The organism is Streptomyces longwoodensis (assembly GCF_001514125.1).
Lineage (GTDB): Bacteria > Actinomycetota > Actinomycetes > Streptomycetales > Streptomycetaceae > Streptomyces > Streptomyces longwoodensis.
This window is the reverse complement of sequence record NZ_KQ948567.1, coordinates 15,911-30,838: the sequence shown is the minus strand read 5'-3', so window position 1 is coordinate 30,838 and position 14,928 is coordinate 15,911. Positions and strand designations below refer to the sequence as shown.

Below are 14,928 nucleotides of genomic sequence, written 5' to 3'. Positions count from 1 at the left end.
GCGCGGCGAGCCGTGCCGTCGTGCCTCAGCCGCGGGTCGCCCACACGTAACGGTGTTCCGGGCGGCCCGCGTCGCCGTACTTGAGGGTCAGCCGCGCGCGGCCCGTGCGCTCCAGCAGCTTGAGGTAGCGCTGGGCGGTCTGGCGGCTCACCCCGGTCCGGTCGGCGATCTCCTGGGCCGACAGGGGACCGTCGGCATTCATCAGGCACCGGCGGACCAGTTCCGCAGTGGTGGGGGAGTGGCCCTTGGGCAGCCCCGGCTCCGAGGGCGCCGACAGGGCGCCGAAGATGCGGTCCACGTCGGACTGTTCGGCCTCACCGCCGCCGTCGAGGGTGCGCCGCAGCTCCGCGTACGCCTCCAGCTTGGCCCGCAGGCCCGCGAACGCGAACGGCTTGACCAGGTACTGCAGGGCGCCGTGGCGCATCGCCGCCTGCACCGTCGAGACGTCACGCGCCGCCGTCACCATGATCACGTCCGTCTGGTGACCGCGCCGGCGCATCTCCTGGACCATCTCCAGACCGGTCTCGTCGGGCAGGTAGTGGTCCAGCAGGACGAGGTCCAGGCGGGGCAGCGCCTCCATCCGGCGCAGCGCATCGGCCGCGCTGTGTGCCTCGCCGACCACGTGGAAGCCGGGCACCTTCTCCACGTACGCGGCGTTGACCTGGGCGACCCTGGCGTCGTCGTCCACGACCAGCACCTCGATCATCGGGACTCCTCCTCGGCGGTGTCGTGCGGGCCCGCGGTCAGGGCGGGCTCCAGGTCCGGCGCGGCCAGCGCCTCGGGCAGGACGACCGTGAACCGCGCGCCGCCGCCGTCCGCCTCGTCCACCGACACGCTGCCACCCTGCCGCTCGGCGAGCCGGCGCACCAGGGACAGCCCGATGCCCCGCTTGCCGTGGGCGGGCGGCTTCTTCGTGGACCAGCCCTCGGTGAAGATCAACTCCCGTTGCTCCGGCGGGATCCCGGGACCCGTGTCGCACACGCTGAGCACCGCGGTACGGCCCTCCACGCGCAGCTCCACCTCCACGCGCGCGTGGCGCGTGCCCGCCACGGCGTCCAGGGCGTTGTCGACCAGGTTGCCGACGACCGTGACCAGCCCCTGCGGATCGACGAGACGGTCGGGCAGCCGGGTGCCGTCGGACACCCACAGGGCGACCCCGCGCTCGGCCGCGACGGTCGCCTTGCCGACCAGCAGAGCGGCCAGCAGCGGGTCATGGACCTTCTCCGTGACCTGCTCCGCGGTGACCCGGTGGTCGCCGACGACCTCGCCCACGAACTCCACGGCATCGTCGTACATCTCCAGCTCCAGCAGTCCGAGGAGCGTGTGCATGCGGTTGGCGTGCTCGTGGTCCTGTGCGCGCAGGGCGTCGATCAGACCGCGCGTGGAGTCCAGCTCCCGGCCCAGCTCCTCCAGCTCGGTCCGGTCGCGCAGGGTGGCCACGGCACCGCCGTCGTCCGTGGGCATGCGGTTGGCGACCAGGACGCGCTGGCCGCGCACGGTGAGCAGGTCGGTGCCCGTCACCCGGCCGGCCAGCACGTCGGCCGTACGCCCCTCGCCCAGGGCCTCGTCGGGGGTCCGGCCGACGGACTCCTCGCCGATGCCCAGCAGGCGCTGCGCCTCGTCGTTGAGCAGCCGGACGCGGCCCGCGCGGTCCAGGGCGACCACGCCCTCCCGGATGCCGTGCAGCATCGCCTCGCGCTCCGCCAGCAGCGCCGAGATGTCGGAGAAGGCCAGGTCGCGTGTCTGCCGCTGGACCCGTCGGGAGATCAGCCACGCGGCCAGGGCGCCCACGGCGAGCGCACCGCCCGCGTACGCCAGCAGCCCCGGGATCGCGTGGAACAACCGGTCCCGCACGCTGTCGTACTCGATGCCGACGGACACCGCGCCGACGATCCTGCCGGTGCTGTCGCGCAGCGGCACCTTGCCGCGCGCCGAGCGGCCGAGGGTGCCGGTGTCGATCTGCATGACGTCGTGACCCGCCAGTGCGGGCCCGGGGTCGGTCGAAACGTGACCGCCCACCTGGTCGGGGTCGCGGTGGGACCAGCGCACGCCGGCGGTGTCCATCACGACCACGTACTCGGCCCCGCTTGCCTTGCGGATCCGCTCCGCCTGCCGCTGCACCGGGCCGTCGACCGTCGGCGGCGTGCTCCGCAGGTCCTCCGCGATCTGCGGTATCTCGGCCGTGGTCCTCGCGATGGCCAGGGCGCGGCGCATCGCCTGGTCGTCGAGCTGGTCGCTGAGCGGCGCGAGGAACAGGCCGGTCGCGAGCACCGCGACTCCCGCGGCGATCGCCACCTGCATCAGCAGCACCTGCGAGAAGACCCGCCGGGGCAGACCCAGGCGCAGGCGGCGGGCGGGGGGAGTGGGGCTCATGCCGACGACGGTACGTGGACGGGTCGGCCGAGTCGTAGGGGCGGGGCGTGGATCGGTGCAAGGTGTGGCATGGATCTCTTGAGTGATCCATTGATCCACCGGTTGATTGATCCGCAGACGCCGACGGTCCGCGCAGATGACGGCTCGCACCGTTCCCCGCGTCAGCTCGCCAGCGCCGCCACTCGTCCCAGCTCGCGCACCGCCACCACGTCCATCTGCGCCGGTGCGCCGAGGACCGACGCCCCGCAGCTCTCCGCGCGGGGCGGGAGCGAGGCGCCCTGGGCGACCGTCACGAGCCACCGGCGTCCGTCCACGTGTGCCACGGTCACCTCCCGGCGCGGTCCCTCACCGGTCGTCCGTACGACGGCGAGCGCCTCCGCCGCGTACTCGTCGGCCGCCCGGCGCACGGCCAGCTCGGCCGCCTGACCGGGCCGGTCCCAGGCCGAGCTGCCCCGGCAGCCGTCCACGACGATCCGGCCCTCCTTGACGCCGCGCAGGACTTCCTTGACGCCGTGGGCCTCGGCGCGGCCGTAGGCGTAGCCGTACGGCAGGACGAGCACCGTGGGGGAGAAGCGATGACCACCCAGATGGGTGACCTCCCACACGCCCGGTACGTCCGACGCGTCGAGCTCGGCGGCCAGCGGCCGGCCCAGGAGGGCGCAGCAGCGGTCGCGCTTGCCGTTGGTGCAGATGAGGGCGAGCGGGTCACCGGTGTGGGCGCGGCCGTCGAGCGCGGCGTCGAAGGTGCGGTGGTCGCCGCGGCTCAGCGCGTCGAAGTCGAGGTCCAGGAGCCGCCGTGGGTCGCTGGTCGTGGCGGTGCGCAGCCACACGCGGCCGGGCACCGTGTGGGCCGCGAACACCCGGCGCACGGGCGGCGTGCCGAAGTCGGCGTGGCGTCCCGGGCGGCGGATCAGGGCGATGCGTACGCCGGTGCCCTTGGCGGCCCGGCGCAGGGCCCGGCCCAGCGCCGGGTCGAGATGGCTCGACGTGAGCGCTTCGGCACCCCAGGGGCCCGGCTGCTCCAGCAGGATCCAGGTCCTTGCCGTGGCCGCGGTTCCGGGAAGCGGCTCGCCGAGGTCTCGCGAGTCGGTCGCGCACGTACTCACAGAGGTGAGCCTAACCTGAGTTGGTCCCTGGTGGCTTCCGGGCGCCGGTGTGTCCTGCTCCGACCGGTTCGGGCCGCGGGGTCGGCCGGGCGGGCGTTCGGCGTGCGGAGGCCGTGCATGACCTCTGGGTTCCCGTGCGCACGCCTCCCATGCGCGGGCCGCGCGGTTCGCGGCACTCGGCAGGGATCGACGCGCGTCCTACGCCTCCGGCAGCGCCTGGGGCGGCTTCGGTCCCACGTAGTGGCCGCTGGGCCGCATCCGCAGCGGCCGCTCGCCGTACTCCTCCAGGGCGTGCGCGATCCAGCCCGCCGTGCGCGCCACGGCGAAGACCGTCTCGCCCGCCGTGGACGGCATCCCGGACGACACGGTGAGGACCGCCAGGGCCAGGTCGACGTTGGCGTGCAGCGGGGCGTGGCGGGCGGTGGTGGCGACGACGTCGCGGGCGGCGGCCAGGGCCGGTCCGGCGGCCGGGATGTCCTCCAACAGGGCGAACAGCGCACGCGCGCGGGGGTCCTCGCCCGGGTAGAGCCGGTGGCCCAGGCCGGGGACGCGGCGGCCCGCCCGCAGTTCCTCGGCGATCACGGGGCCCGCGTCCCCCTGGTCGAGGACCTCCAGCAGCAGCCGGTGGGCGAGACCGCTGGCCGCGCCGTGCAGGGGCCCCTCGATCACGCCGAGTCCGGCGGACACGGCCGCGTAGGCGTGCGCGCGGGCCGAGGCGGCCACGCGGACCGCCAGGGTCGAGGCGGCCAGGTCGTGGTCCGCGAGGAGCCCGAGGGCCGTGTCGAGGGCGCGCAGTGACGCCTCGTCGGCGTCCCGGCCGCTGAGCCGGCCCCACAGCTGCTGGGCCAGCGGCCCCTGGTCCCGGTGGTCGTACCGGCGGGGCGGCAGGGCCGCGACCAGCGTGGGGATGAGGATGCGCGCGGTGGCGAGCACGGCGTCCTCGGAGAGGTCGAAGCGCAGCGGGTCCGCGGTCGCGGCGGCGATCGCGGCCACCCTCAACCGGTCGGTGGGGCCGGTGTGTTCAGGCAGTGCGTCGACCGCGCGGCGGGCCGCCGCCACGGAGGACTCGGGCGCGGTGAGGGTGGCGCCGGGCTGGAGCCGGCCGGTCCACAGCCACTCGGCGACCTCCTCGTAGGAGTGCCGGGAGGCCAGCTCGACGGCGTCGACGCCGCGGAAGTAGTACCGGTCGGTGTCGATGAACGTGAGCCTGGTGCGCACGGACAGCTCCGCTCCGGAGCCCGGACTCCCGGCGCTCTCCCGGCGGTTGCGCCGTGCGAGCGCCTCGACCTCCTTGGCGTCGAAGGTGCTGGCCCGGCCGCCGGGCACGCGGCGGCTGCTGAGCTGGCCGCGGCTGACGTACGCGTAGACGGTCTCCGGCTTCACGCCGAGCAGTTCGGCGGCCTCCTTGGTGCTCAGTCGTCGTTCGGGGTGGCCGGGGCCGTGTTCCTGATCACGCATGCCAGTCACCGTATCCGCAGCGCAGCTATGTTGACTCAATCAACATTGACAGATCTCAAGTCAAGTATGCACAGTCGGATCAATAAGAGGTCAGTTCGAGATCAGCTCGTGCTCAGGTCGAGGGAGAAACCATGTCCGTCCACAGTTCCGCAGCCACACTCGTCGAGGTGCCCCGCGGCCTCGCCGGCGTCGTCGTCACCGACACCGAAGTGGGCGACGTCCGCGGGCTCGAGGGCTTCTACCACTACCGCCAGTACTCGGCCGTCGACCTGGCGCGCAGCCGCACCTTCGAGGACGTCTGGCACCTGCTGGTCCACGGCGACCTGCCGGACGCGGCCCGCTCCGCCGCCTTCACCGCGCACACGGCAGGCCTGCGTCGCCTTCCCGGCGAGGTGGCCGCTGCGCTGCCGACGATCGCGGCGGCCGGTGCGGGCGGCAACCCGCTCGCCGGACTGGGCACGGCGCTGTCGCTGCTCGGCGCCGCCAAGGGGTTCCGGCCGGTGTACGACATCGATGCGGACCGGCGCCGGGAGGACACCGTCGTCGCGACGGCCGCCGTACCGACCCTGCTGACCGCGCTGTACCGCCTCGGGCAGGGACGCGAGCCCGTGGAGCCCCGTGAGGACCTGTCGTACGCGGCGAACTACCTGTACATGCTGACCGGTTCGGAGCCGGACCCGGTGAGGGTGCGCGCGGTCGAGCAATACTTGATCTCCACCATTGATCACGGGTTCAACGCGTCAACCTTCACCGCGCGGGTCATCGCCTCCACCGGAGCGGACGTGGCGGCCTGCCTCGTCGGCGCACTGGGCGCCCTCTCCGGGCCCCTGCACGGCGGTGCCCCGAGCCGCGCGCTGGACACCCTCGACGCCATCGGCACCCCGGGCCGCATCGACCCCTGGATCCGTGCACGCGTCCTCGCGGGTGAGCGCATCATGGGCTTCGGGCACGCCGTCTACCGCACCGAGGACCCCCGTTCCCGGATGCTCCGCGACATCGCCCGGCGCTTCGGCGGCCCGCGCGTGGACTTCGCGATCGAGGTGGAGCGGAGGGTGGAGGCGATCCTCGCCGAACTGAAGCCGGGCCGGGAACTGCACACCAACGTCGAGTTCTACGCGGGCGTGGTCATGGAACTCTGCGGCCTTCCCCGCGCAATGTTCACCCCGACGTTCGCCGCGGCACGCGTGGTCGGCTGGAGCGCCAACGTCCTGGAACAGGCGGAGGACAGGAAGATCATCCGACCGGCCGCGCGGTACGTCGGCCCGCACGCGCCCGTGCCGGTACCGACGGCGTGACGGTGCCGCCCCCGCCCCCTGGAGCGAAGCACCCGGCCCGCCCGACCCCCGGCCCACCCGGCCCACCCAACTCACCCCCGCCCAACCGGCGCACCCGGCCCACCCGGCGCGCCGGAGCGCACGGATCGACCCCACCACCGACACAACCAACACACCACACCGCGCGCCGCCGCCATGACGCACCCGTAACAGCCGTCACTCGCGTATCTTGTCGCCTGGCCCTCTCCAGGCGCTCCGGCGAACACCCTTGCGCTCGGAGAGCGCAGTGCGACGAACCGCCATGGACCCCGTGGACCCCGTGGACAACCCACCGTGGAACACCCGAAGCGGGCACGACGCCGTCCGAGTCCGGGCTGCCTCCGTCCCTCTTTCGAACCACAAGGCGGTATCCCTCTGTGAAGATCGTGCGACGTGTCGGGGCCTCCCCCCGGGAGCGCGGCAGCGCCACCGGGCAGACCTGCCCCGACATCTTCGAGCTCAGCAACGGTGACTTCGCCGTGATCGGGCGCGAAGCGACCGCGGAACTCGATCCGGAGCTCCCGTCGGACGCCGCACGGGCCGAGTACGAGCGCATCGTCGTCATCTCCCGGGACACGCTCGTACGCGCCAAGCGCGACATCCCCGACGTCTGACCCCGGACGGCCACACGACGGCCGGGCCGCCCGGGGGTCACGCGGACTGCTCGGGCGGCTCGCCGACGACCCACCACTCGTCCGTGTCGGCGTCGAGGAGTTCCTGGATGAGGTCGTCCATCATCAGGCCGAGGGCGTACTCCTCGGACGCCTCGGGCAGGCTCTTGCGGTGGTGCCGGGTCGCCTCCCAGTACTCGCGGAACACCTCGTTCTGGCACATGACCCGCAGGTGCCCGTAGAGCTCCGCGCGGGTCATCGCCCCGATGCGGTGGAAGTACAGGGCGTTGATGTAGAGGGCGTTGGCGAAGAGGAACTGCCGCTGCTTCTCCAGCGGCACGTCGGTCTCGTAGGTGTCGAGGACCGCGGCCAGGGCGGGGTCGTCCATGGCCTTGCAGATCAGGTCGAAGTGCAGCCGGTGCTGTTGGGCGAGGACGGCCCTCCTGCGGTGGCGGGTGCTGCGTGTGCTGAGGGAGCCCGAGACGGCCGCGAGCGTGCCTTTCGCGGCCGAGACGATCTTCCGGACTCCCGAACTCTGTGTGGCCATGTCAACCCCCGGTTCAGGCGGCCGTCCGCCGGTCGTCGGGGTGCGGGTGGGCGGACGGGGACCGGCGAGCGGTGGGCGGCGCTTGCCGTCTCCCAGGGTGCCGAGCGGCTCTGATCGGCGGGGAGGCGGAGAGGAGGCGCACGGAAGGAAGCGAGGGTCGCACACCCCGGCGCCTTGACCAACGTCTGCCCCGCGCGCGCAGCTAACAATCGTTCACTCCGTGGTCGTCGGCCCCGCTCGTATCCTGGGACGGCATTCCGTTTCCGACCGCGCGCCCGCGCCGTGAGCCGGTGCGCGCCAAGGCGTGAGAGAGGTCGTACGTGCCGCACAGCCGCAGCACACCGCAGATCCCGGTCGTCGTCCTCGCCGGATTCCTCGGCTCCGGCAAGACGACCCTGCTCAACCACCTGCTCCACCGCAGCGGCGGCAGCCGGATCGGCGCGATCGTCAACGACTTCGGCGCGATCGAGATCGACGCGATGGCCGTGGCCGGCGCCCTCGGCGACTCCACCGTCTCCCTGGGCAACGGGTGCCTGTGCTGCGCGGTCGACGCGAGCGAACTGGACGGTTACCTCGAACGCCTCGCGCGTCCCTCGGCCGGCATCGACGTCATCGTCATCGAGGCCAGCGGCCTGGCCGAACCGCAGGAACTGGTACGGATGGTGCTGGCCAGCGAACACCCCGGGATCGTCTACGGCGGTCTCGTCGAGGTCGTCGACGCGGCCGAGTTCGACGAGACCCGCGTCCGGCACCCCGAGATCGACCGGCACCTCGCCCTGGCCGACCTGGTCGTCGTGAACAAGCTCGACCGCGCGCCCGACGGCACGCGCGTCCTGGACCTCGTCCGCTCGCTGGCCGACCGTGCCGCGGTCGTCCCCGCCACCTACGGCCGAATCGACCCGGAGTTCCTCTTCGACTGCCGCCCCGACGAGGAACGCGTCGGGCAGCTGTCCTTCGACGACCTCCACACCGGGGACACCGACCCCGCCGACCCCGCCGAGCAGGCCGGAGGTCACGCCGGGGGCCACGGCGGGCACCTCCACAGCGCCTACGACAGCCTGTCGTTCGTCTCCGACGTGCCCCTCGCCCCCCGCCGGCTCATGCAGTTCCTCGACAGCCGGCCCGAGGGGCTGTACCGGATCAAGGGGTACGTCGACTTCGGCGCGTACGACCCCGACCACCGGTACGGCGTCCACGCCGTCGGCCGGTTCCTGCGCTTCTACCCCGAGCCGTGGGCCGCCGCCGTGGCCCCCGCGGACGCTCCCGCCGGTGACGGGGAGCGAGCCGGGTCCCGTCTCACCCAGCTCGTCCTCATCGGCACCGGCATCGACACCTCCGCCCTCGGCAAGGAGCTGGAGGCGTGCCGGAACGACACCCCGGGCACCGCCGACGAGTACGGCATGTGGGGCGTCCTGCGCTTCGTCCAGGGCTCCGAGGAGGAGCCCGGCGAGCCCGCTGAGCCCAGCGGCCCAGCCACGCCGACCGACCCCGCTGCACCCATCGAGCCCACCGGGCCCGCCGACCCTGCGGACGCCCCCGGCGGCGGCGCCCAGGCCACCGCCTAGATCGGCCCGGCCACCACCGCCACCGTCTTCTGCAGGGAGACACCCGAGCCGTCGCGGCGCGGGTCCATCTCCGGCAGCTCGGCCGGTGTGCCGTTCTTCTGCGCGGCCTTGGCCGGTGTGGCGCCCGCCCAGGCCAGGGACAGACAGTCCTCGCCCTTCAGGAACCGCTGGCAGCGCACGCCACCGGTGGCCCGGCCCTTGCGCGGGAACTGGTCGAACGGGGTCAGCTTGGCCGTCGTCTGGACGGAGTCGTCCAGCGTGCCGCGCGAGCCGGCGACCGTGAAGACCACCGCGTCCACCGCCGGGTCGACCGCGGTGAACGAGATGACCTTGGCGCCCTCGGCGAGCTTGATGCCCGTCATGCCGCCCGCCGGGCGGCCCTGCGGGCGGACCTGCGAGGCCTGGTAGCGCAGCAACTGCGCATCGTCGGTGATGAAGACCAGGTCCTCCTCGCCGGTGCGCAGCTCGACCGCGCCGACGATCCGGTCGCCCTCCTTGAGGGTGATGACCTCCAGCTCGCCCCTGTTGGTCGGGTAGTCGGGCACCACCCGCTTGACCACGCCCTGCTCCGTGCCGAGCGCCAGCCCGGGGGAGGACTCGTCGAGCGTGGTCAGGCAGACCACCGTCTCGTCGTCCTCCAGGGTGACGAACTCGGCCAGCGGGGCGCCGCCCGAGAGGTTCGGCACGGTGGCCGTGTCCGGCAGCTGCGGCAGGTCGACGACGTTGATGCGCAGCAGCCGGCCCGCCGAGGTGACCGCGCCGATCTCCCCGCGCGCGGTGGCCGGCACGGCCGAGACGATCACGTCGTGCTTGGTGCGCCGGGCGTCCTCGTCGGCCGCGAACGGCTCGTCGTTGGCCGTGCGCGCCAGCAGGCCGGTGGAGGACAGCAGCACCCGGCACGGGTCGTCGGCGACCTGGAGCGGTACGGCCGCGGCCGTGCTGCCGGCCGACTCCAGCAGCACCGTGCGCCGCTCGGTGGCGAACTTCTTGGCCACCGCGGCCAGTTCGGCCGAGACCAGCTTGCGCAGCTCCGCGTCCGAGTCGAGGATCCGGGTCAGCTCGGCGATCTCCTCGGTGAGCCGGTCCTTCTCCGCCTCCAGCTCGATGCGGTCGTACCGGGTGAGGCGGCGCAGCGGGGTGTCGAGGATGTACTGCGTCTGGACCTCGCTCAGCGAGAAGCGCTCCATCAGGCGCTCCTTGGCCTGCGCGCTGTTGTCGCTGGAGCGGATCAGCCGGATGACCTCGTCGATGTCGACGAGGGCGGTGAGCAGGCCCTCCACCAGGTGCAGCCGGTCGCGGCGCTTGCCGCGGCGGAACTCGCTGCGTCGGCGCACCACGTTGAAGCGGTGGTCGAGGTAGACCTCCAGCAGCTCCTTCAGGCCGAGCGTGAGCGGCTGGCCGTCCACCAGCGCCACGTTGTTGATGCCGAAGGACTCCTCCATGGGCGTCAGCTTGTACAGCTGCTCCAGGACCGCCTCCGGCACGAAGCCGTTCTTGATCTCGATGACCAGGCGCAGGCCGTGCTCGCGGTCGGTGAGGTCCTTGACGTCGGCGATGCCCTGGAGCTTCTTCGAGCCCACCAGGTCCTTGATCTTGGCGATGACCTTCTCGGGGCCCACGGTGAAGGGCAGCTCGGTGACCACCAGGCCCTTGCGGCGGGCGGTGACGGTGTCCACCGACACCGTGGCGCGGATCTTGAACGTGCCGCGGCCCGTCTCGTAGGCGTCGCGGATGCCGTCCAGCCCGACGATCCGGCCGCCCGTGGGCAGGTCGGGGCCCGGGATGTGCCGCATCAGGGCGTCGAGGTCCGCGCCCGGGTGGCGGATCAGGTGCCGGGCGGCGGCGATCACCTCGCCCAGGTTGTGCGGCGGCATGTTCGTCGCCATGCCGACCGCGATGCCGGAGGCGCCGTTGACCAGCAGGTTCGGGAAGGCGGCCGGGAGCGCGACCGGCTCCTGCTCCTGCCCGTCGTAGTTGGGCTGGAAGTCGACCGTGTCCTCGTCGATGGACTCGGTCATCAGGCCCGTCGCCGCGGCCATCCGGCACTCGGTGTACCGCATGGCGGCGGGCGGGTCGTCGTTGCCCAGCGAGCCGAAGTTGCCGTGGCCGTCGACCAGCGGCACCCGCATGGAGAAGGGCTGCGCCATGCGCACCAGGGCGTCGTAGATCGACGCGTCGCCGTGCGGGTGGAGCTTGCCCATCACCTCGCCGACCACGCGCGCGCACTTGACGTACCCGCGGTCGGGCCGCAGGCCCATCTCGTTCATCTGGTAGACGATGCGGCGGTGCACGGGCTTGAGTCCGTCGCGGGCGTCCGGCAGGGCGCGGGAGTAGATGACCGAGTACGCGTACTCGAGGAAGGAGCCCTGCATCTCGTCGACCACGTCGATGTCGAGGATCCTCTCCTCGAACGCGTCGTCGGGCGGCGGGGTCTTCGTGCTGCGGCGGGCCATCGCTGCCGGCTCCTCCTGGTTCCTGGTAGCTCGCCGACGGGGGCGCCCCTCCGGCTCGCTCTCGCTGAAGCGTGTGACGGGATCTGTAGCGTGTGACGCGATCTGTGCGGTCCATTGTGGACCGCGGCACTGACAACGCGGGCGAGGACCCGGTCCCGGCGGACCGGCCGGCCCGTGGACGTCCCTCCCCGCGGCTGACCGCAGGCTACGCGATCCGCTGTGGGCGTACGTGCGGCGGGGACTTCGCCGACCGTCGGCACGCTTGCATACAGTGACAGGACCGGCAGGAACAGCGCGGTTCGACGACCGCGTCCGCGATCGAAGGGACGTACATGCCCATGGGTCACACGGCCACAGCCCAGGCAGGCTCCGGGGGCCTGACAGCGACCGAGCACCGCCTGGCCAACGGCCTGCGCGTGGTGCTTTCCGAGGACCACCTGACCCCGGTCGCCGCGGTGTGCCTCTGGTACGACGTCGGCTCGCGCCACGAAGTCAAGGGCCGTACCGGCCTGGCTCACCTCTTCGAGCACCTGATGTTCCAGGGCTCCGCCCAGGTCAAGGGCAACGGCCACTTCGAGCTGGTGCAGGGCGCGGGCGGCTCGCTCAACGGCACCACGAGCTTCGAGCGCACCAACTACTTCGAGACCATGCCGGCCCACCAGCTGGAGCTCGCCCTCTGGCTGGAGGCCGACCGCATGGGCTCGCTGCTGGCCGCCCTGGACGACGAGTCGATGGAGAACCAGCGCGACGTCGTCAAGAACGAGCGCCGCCAGCGCTACGACAACGTCCCGTACGGCACGGCGTTCGAGAAGCTGACCGCGCTGGTCTACCCCGAGGGCCACCCGTACCACCACACGCCGATCGGCTCCATGGCTGACCTGGACGCGGCGACGCTGGAGGACGCGCGCGCGTTCTTCCGCACCTACTACGCGCCGAACAACGCCGTGCTGTCCGTGGTCGGCGACATCGACCCCGAGCAGACGCTCGCCTGGGTCGAGAAGTACTTCGGCTCCATCGCCGCGCACGACGGCAAGCCCGCCCCGCGCGACGGCTCGCTGCCCGACGTCATCGGCGAGCAGCTGCGCGAGGTCGTCGAGGAGGAGGTCCCGGCGCGCGCCCTCATGGCCGCCTACCGCCTGCCCCAGGACGGCACGCGCGCGTGCGACGCCGCCGACCTCGCCCTGACCGTCCTCGGCGGCGGCGAGTCCTCCCGCCTGTACAACCGCCTGGTGCGCCGCGACCGTACGGCCGTCGCGGCCGGCTTCGGCCTGCTGCGGCTGGCCGGTGCGCCCTCCCTGGGCTGGCTGGACGTGAAGACGTCCGGCGACGTCGAGGTGCCCGTCATCGAGGCGGCCATCGACGAGGAGCTCGCCCGGTTCGCCGAGGAGGGCCCCACGGCCGAGGAGATGGAGCGCGCCCAGGCGCAGTTGGAGCGCGAGTGGCTGGACCGGCTCGGCACGGTCGCGGGCCGCGCCGACGAACTGTGCCGCTTCGCGGTCCTGTTCGGTGACCCGCAGCTCGCCCTGACGGCCGTCCAGCGGGTGCTGGAGGTGACGCCCGAGGAGGTGCGCGAGATCGCCCAGGCGCGACTGCGCCCCGACAACCGCGCGGTGCTGGTCTACGAACCGCTCGCCCCGGAGCACGTCGAGGACGTCGAGGGCACCGAAGACCCGGAGTCCGCGGCCACCGTGGAAGCCGACGACAACGAGGAGGCGGCCAAGTGACCGAGCTCGCCACGATGGAGTTCCACCCCCGGCCGAGCGCGGGCGAGGCCAAGCCGTGGGCGTTCCCCGCGCCCGAGCGCGCCACGCTCGACAACGGTCTGACGGTGCTGCACTGCCACCGCCCCGGCCAGCGCCTCGTGGCCGTCGAGGTCCTGCTCGACGCGCCCCTGGACGCCGAGCCGGCCGGCCTGGACGGCGTCGCCACGATCATGGCGCGGGCCTTCTCCGAGGGCACCGACAAGCACTCCGCCGAGGAGTTCGCCGCCGAGCTGGAGCGCTGCGGCGCCACCCTCGACGCGCACGCTGACCACCCCGGCGTCCGGCTGAGCCTCGAAGTGCCCGTCTCGCGCCTGTCCAAGGGGCTCGGGCTGGTCGCCGACGCGCTGCGCGCGCCCGCGTTCGCCGACGGCGAGGTCGAGCGCCTGGTGCGCAACCGCCTCGACGAGATCCCGCACGAGCTGGCCAACCCCTCGCGCCGGGCCGCCAAGGAGCTCTCCCGGCAGCTGTTCCCGGCGACGGCCCGCATGTCGCGCCCGCGCCAGGGCACCGCGGAGACGGTCGAGGCGATCGACGCCGCGGCCGTGCGCGCCTTCTACGAGCGGCACGTCCGCCCGGCCACGGCCACCGCCGTCGTCGTCGGCGACCTCACCGGCGTGGACCTGACCGCGCTGCTCGGCGACACCCTGGGCGCCTGGACCGGCTCCGCCGCGCAGCCGCGTCCCGTGCCGCCGGTGACCGCCGACGACACCGGGCGCGTGGTGATCGTGGACCGGCCCGGCGCCGTCCAGACGCAGCTGCTCATCGGCCGCATCGGTCCCGACCGGCACGACCGGGTGTGGCCCGCGCAGGTGCTCGGCACGTACTGCCTCGGCGGCACCCTCACCTCCCGCCTGGACCGCGTCCTGCGCGAGGAGAAGGGCTACACGTACGGCGTGCGCGCGTTCGGCCAGGTGCTGCGCTCCGCGCCGGACGGGTCGGGCGCCTCGATGCTCGCCATCAGCGGTTCCGTCGACACGCCCAACACCGGTCCCGCGCTGGACGACCTGTGGAAGGTGCTGCGCACGCTCGCCGAGGAGGGCCTGACCGACGCCGAGCGCGACGTCGCCGTGCAGAACCTCGTCGGGGTGGCGCCGCTGAAGTACGAGACCGCCGCGGCGGTCGCCGGCACGCTGGCCGACCAGGTCGAGCAGCACCTGCCCGACGACTTCCAGGCCACGCTCTACCAGCAGCTCGCCGCCACCGGCACCGTCGAGGCCACCGCGGCCGTGGTCAACGCCTTCCCGGTGGACCGCCTGGTGACGGTGCTCGTCGGCGACGCCGCCACGATCAAGGAGCCCGTCGAGGCGCTGGGCATCGGCGAGGTGACGGTGGTCGCGGCCGAGTAGGCCGGGTCGGCACGCCGCGCGTACGGCGCGTCAACACCGCGTGCGGTACAGGGGCCCTGGGCGACGGAAGCGTCACCAGGGCCCCTGCGTGTCCGAATTGGGCGAGTGGTTGCCGCTCTGCCCTGTGGGATGCGCTACAAAAGCCCGGTTCCGTTTGGGAATCGAAGGCGGCCCACTCTAAGTTCGTCCGGGCTGTCCGTCAGGCAGTGCGCCGCACCCGCGGCACCGGACAGTCATCGCCGAGTCCCCGTACGGCGCGAGCCAGGGGAGCCGGGGACCCATCAGTCCCTGGGGTGAATCGGGCGCCCGCGCGTGTCGCGAGGGGGGCCCGTAGGAGACCTTCCTGCTCCGAACCCGTCAGCTAACCCGGTAGGCGAGAGGGAAGGAAAGGAC

General features: G+C 73.0%; 11 protein-coding genes and 1 riboswitch. Of the genes, 5 read left to right on the top strand and 6 right to left on the bottom strand.

Features of this window, described 5'->3' with window-relative positions; genetic code table 11:
* Positions 1 to 25 precede the first annotated feature (25 nt).
* From AQJ30_RS34820 to AQJ30_RS34805, 4 genes are all read right to left on the bottom strand, one after another.
* Entirely contained in the window at positions 26 to 706 is a 681-nt protein-coding gene (locus AQJ30_RS34820) for a response regulator (protein ID WP_067241854.1), read from the bottom strand.
* Positions 703 to 2,373 carry an ATP-binding protein gene (locus tag AQJ30_RS34815; protein ID WP_067241852.1) on the bottom strand — a complete coding sequence of 557 codons (1,671 nt, stop codon included), beginning with the start codon at positions 2,371 to 2,373 and terminating at the stop codon, positions 703 to 705. Before AQJ30_RS34815 ends, AQJ30_RS34820 begins: the two co-directional genes overlap by 4 nt.
* 161 nt (positions 2,374 to 2,534) lie before the next feature.
* Entirely contained in the window at positions 2,535 to 3,479 is a 945-nt protein-coding gene (locus AQJ30_RS34810) for a ferredoxin family protein (RefSeq protein ID WP_067241850.1), read from the bottom strand.
* A gap of 198 nt (positions 3,480 to 3,677) precedes the next feature.
* Positions 3,678 to 4,937, bottom strand: coding sequence for a citrate synthase (locus tag AQJ30_RS34805; RefSeq protein WP_067241848.1), 1,260 nt, complete (start codon positions 4,935 to 4,937; stop codon positions 3,678 to 3,680).
* A 131-nt stretch (positions 4,938 to 5,068) separates the two neighbouring features.
* Between AQJ30_RS34805 and AQJ30_RS34800 the strand changes: the two genes are divergently transcribed.
* A complete protein-coding gene (locus AQJ30_RS34800; RefSeq protein ID WP_067241846.1) occupies positions 5,069 to 6,232 on the top strand; it encodes a citrate synthase/methylcitrate synthase in 1,164 nt (387 codons plus the stop codon).
* A 395-nt stretch (positions 6,233 to 6,627) separates the two neighbouring features.
* Positions 6,628 to 6,864, top strand: a complete 237-nt coding sequence (locus tag AQJ30_RS34795) for a hypothetical protein (protein ID WP_067241843.1) — start codon at positions 6,628 to 6,630, stop codon at positions 6,862 to 6,864.
* Positions 6,865 to 6,901: 37 nt separating this feature from the next.
* On the opposite strand, the gene AQJ30_RS34790 is transcribed toward AQJ30_RS34795, so the two are convergent.
* Complete coding sequence (locus AQJ30_RS34790; RefSeq protein ID WP_067241841.1) at positions 6,902 to 7,408, bottom strand: DUF6082 family protein; 507 nt, start codon at positions 7,406 to 7,408, stop codon at positions 6,902 to 6,904.
* 320 nt (positions 7,409 to 7,728) lie between these two features.
* On the opposite strand from AQJ30_RS34790, the gene AQJ30_RS34785 reads away from it, so the two are divergent.
* Positions 7,729 to 8,973, top strand: a complete 1,245-nt coding sequence (locus AQJ30_RS34785) for a CobW family GTP-binding protein (RefSeq protein WP_067241839.1) — start codon at positions 7,729 to 7,731, stop codon at positions 8,971 to 8,973.
* Here the strand turns inward: AQJ30_RS34785 and AQJ30_RS34780 are convergent.
* Positions 8,970 to 11,426: a DNA gyrase/topoisomerase IV subunit A gene (locus tag AQJ30_RS34780; RefSeq protein WP_067241837.1), complete on the bottom strand. Its 2,457-nt coding sequence runs from the start codon at positions 11,424 to 11,426 to the stop codon at positions 8,970 to 8,972. The two genes, AQJ30_RS34785 and AQJ30_RS34780, sit on opposite strands and share 4 nt — an antisense overlap.
* A gap of 332 nt (positions 11,427 to 11,758) precedes the next feature.
* On the opposite strand from AQJ30_RS34780, the gene AQJ30_RS34775 reads away from it, so the two are divergent.
* Entirely contained in the window at positions 11,759 to 13,150 is a 1,392-nt protein-coding gene (locus AQJ30_RS34775) for a M16 family metallopeptidase (RefSeq protein ID WP_067241835.1), read from the top strand.
* Positions 13,147 to 14,535: a M16 family metallopeptidase gene (locus AQJ30_RS34770; RefSeq protein WP_067241833.1), complete on the top strand. Its 1,389-nt coding sequence runs from the start codon at positions 13,147 to 13,149 to the stop codon at positions 14,533 to 14,535. Before AQJ30_RS34775 ends, AQJ30_RS34770 begins: the two co-directional genes overlap by 4 nt.
* A gap of 227 nt (positions 14,536 to 14,762) precedes the next feature.
* Positions 14,763 to 14,926: riboswitch (cyclic di-AMP (ydaO/yuaA leader) on the top strand.
* Positions 14,927 to 14,928 lie beyond the last annotated feature (2 nt).